This is a genomic window from Pedobacter chinensis, assembly GCF_003339865.1.
GTDB lineage: Bacteria > Bacteroidota > Bacteroidia > Sphingobacteriales > Sphingobacteriaceae > Pedobacter > Pedobacter chinensis.
In genome coordinates this window covers 1-2,314 of record NZ_QPKV01000022.1, presented here as the reverse complement: position 1 = coordinate 2,314, position 2,314 = coordinate 1, and the positions used below count along the sequence as shown (strand labels likewise).

General features: G+C 45.6%; 3 protein-coding genes. 1 reads left to right on the top strand and 2 read right to left on the bottom strand.

Translation table 11 applies throughout. The features are described 5' to 3' along the window. Positions 1-92: 92 nt before the first annotated feature. Positions 93-470, top strand: coding sequence for a hypothetical protein (locus DU508_RS23670; RefSeq protein ID WP_115405128.1), 378 nt, complete (start codon positions 93-95; stop codon positions 468-470). A 19-nt stretch (positions 471-489) separates the two neighbouring features. On the opposite strand, the gene DU508_RS23665 is transcribed toward DU508_RS23670, so the two are convergent. Both DU508_RS23665 and DU508_RS23660 read right to left on the bottom strand, forming a co-directional pair. After that, positions 490-768: a hypothetical protein gene (locus DU508_RS23665; RefSeq protein WP_115405127.1), complete on the bottom strand. Its 279-nt coding sequence runs from the start codon at positions 766-768 to the stop codon at positions 490-492. Next, positions 765-2,111 carry an RHS repeat domain-containing protein gene (locus DU508_RS23660; protein ID WP_115405126.1) on the bottom strand — a complete coding sequence of 449 codons (1,347 nt, stop codon included), beginning with the start codon at positions 2,109-2,111 and terminating at the stop codon, positions 765-767. The genes DU508_RS23665 and DU508_RS23660 overlap by 4 nt, the downstream gene beginning before the upstream one ends. Positions 2,112-2,314 lie beyond the last annotated feature (203 nt).

Here is a 2,314-nt window from a genome sequence, read left to right as displayed (position 1 = left end):
ATTGCTCGAGGGCCTTTTGTTTCATTAGCTCATAATCGAGCTGTTCTTCTCTCATCATAATAAACTGTATCTAAAGTTAGTGATTTTGACTTTTGACACAGTTTATTTTACAATCTCAAAGAAAATCAATAAAAGATGCCCAGCCAATAATTCAACTATTAAAGAAAGGCAGCTTGTCTATCATAGAGGGAGCCCTAATGCCGCTCGCCTACGATAAGATGCTCCCTCCAAATAATGAGATTATCGAACTTATTGAACTTGGCTTCGACCTAAACAAACACTCTGACCGCATTGGCAAGGAAAGGGGGTATACCGATCCAAGATATTCATTGGCTGCCGCCTGTGCTGGATGGGACAAACGACTAACTCTTGAGTTTCTAAATCACTGCTTGGCTACCGCCAATAACGATCATATGTTGGAACAAGTTGCCCTCAATTCACTAAAACAGAAGTATTCGAACCTGCGTTAGTAGAATCCTGATTATCCTATTAATTCTTTGATGCCACCATCCAAGGATCTTCTCTTGATTTACGCATAGCTGTAAAGGCTACTGGGAGATCATTTAGTTCGAGAATAGTTGGGTCAATATCTAAGATTTGACGCAGGGAAACAACAATTATTTCAGATTCGTCAATAATCTGTTCTCCCCAGAAATCCCAAGTCCCGTCTTCGTGATGTACCACATACACAACTGGGTAATTCTCCTTCATTATGTAGTTGCTGGTAAAAACGGCAGTGTCTAGGTTTTCCTTAAATTGTTTACTCATTGTTTTCTCCTTTCTGATTCCTTTTTCAAATTTTGTTGTTTGGATATAACCTTTAAGTTACCATTACTGTTCGACCCTCCATTAACCCTCTCGACAACATGATCTACCTCTGCTTGATTCATATCTGCCTTACCCCCCTTTGGAACCGCTTTAGGTATGTTCATAACGCTCCCATCCTCATCGCTCTTTAAAACCCCTCTGTTCATTTTCTTATTGTGCTCCAAGATGCGTTTTCGCTGGGCTGGCGTGGTCTCTAATCCAGGCCCAACCTTCCTAGGCTGTTTTAGCTTGGAATAATCAACAGGCCCATCCCATCCTTCAGATTTATCGCCATTCGCTCTTGAAACTTGCTCCTTGGTACCTTTATCAGGAGACGATTTTGATTTTTGGTTTAGAGCAGCACCACCAAAAACAATGGAGCCAGCCTGTTGATACGCTTCTTCACTCTTCTGCCTACGTTCCTCTTCTTGTTGGCTGTCGGTCTTCCTGTTTGAAAAATATTCCTTTAACTGGGCGGGGGTCTGCCCTTCAAGTTTCTTCACGTTGTCAAACCCGTGGTACGGTGCATAGTTCCATTCCGCATCTATGGTGTAAGTTGCCCCATTGTAATCCACCTTCTGCACGGTAAGCGCATCAGCGAGCGAACCGTGCTCCACGCTTGATAGGGACAGCTTGGATTTGCCCGTTTTCTTATCGGTAAGCAGGTTGTAATTATAGGTCTCCAATCCATCCAAATCCACGTTAAGGACCGGGCTGTTGCCCGCAAAAGCATAAGGAGACCACCAAGGATAATCAGCCTGCAAAGGATCCACGCTCAAGAACCTCCCCAGCCTGTTGTCATAGATCCTCATCCCGTAGTCCTGCTGGTTGCCCGCTCCCTTCACCTCATCGTCGTTCTCCTTGCCGTTAAAGCCATAACGGTAAGCCGCATTGTTCAGATCATAACCACGGCCTGGCATCTGCCCGCCAAAAGCATAATAGTCGTTGGCGTTCACCACGACAGGTTCGTAATTGCTGCCGTTTTGCACACGGTTGTCATTGATCACCGCCATCACATTGCCCAGGTGGTTGCTCAACTCAAAGAACTTCAGCCCGTAACTGTTCCATACCGAACTGCCATTGGCCACTGCCAAGTTAAGGTTTGGCCGCCACATTCCCAAACGGCCACTGCCATACAATTGCTGCTCACGCCAGTTGCTCTTGTTGTTCGCATTGTCATAAACCGACAGGCTGTTGCCCTGCGCATCACGCACGTACCAGGTCTTCAACCCGCCCGCCGTTTTGCTCACACGGTTCCCCGAGGCATCGTAGGTATAGACAATGTTGCCGCTGCTCTTCGTCACCTGTTTGATCTTGCCGTAAACCGTCCAGTCGATGTTGCTGATGCCCCCGGCAGCATCGCTCTTCAGGTTGCCGATCTCATCATATGGAGTTGCTATCTTTGAGTAGAGACATTTATGGAGCAGATTTGAAATGTAATTTTAAATTTGGCATATATGAAACACAGAGTATTTGACGATGAGTTCAAAAAGATGGCAGTAGAGCT

Coding starts and splice junctions, on each gene's coding strand:
- DU508_RS23665 (WP_115405127.1), bottom strand. CDS start 768: ATGAGTAAACAATTTAAGGAAAACCTAGACACTGCCGTTTTTACCAGC.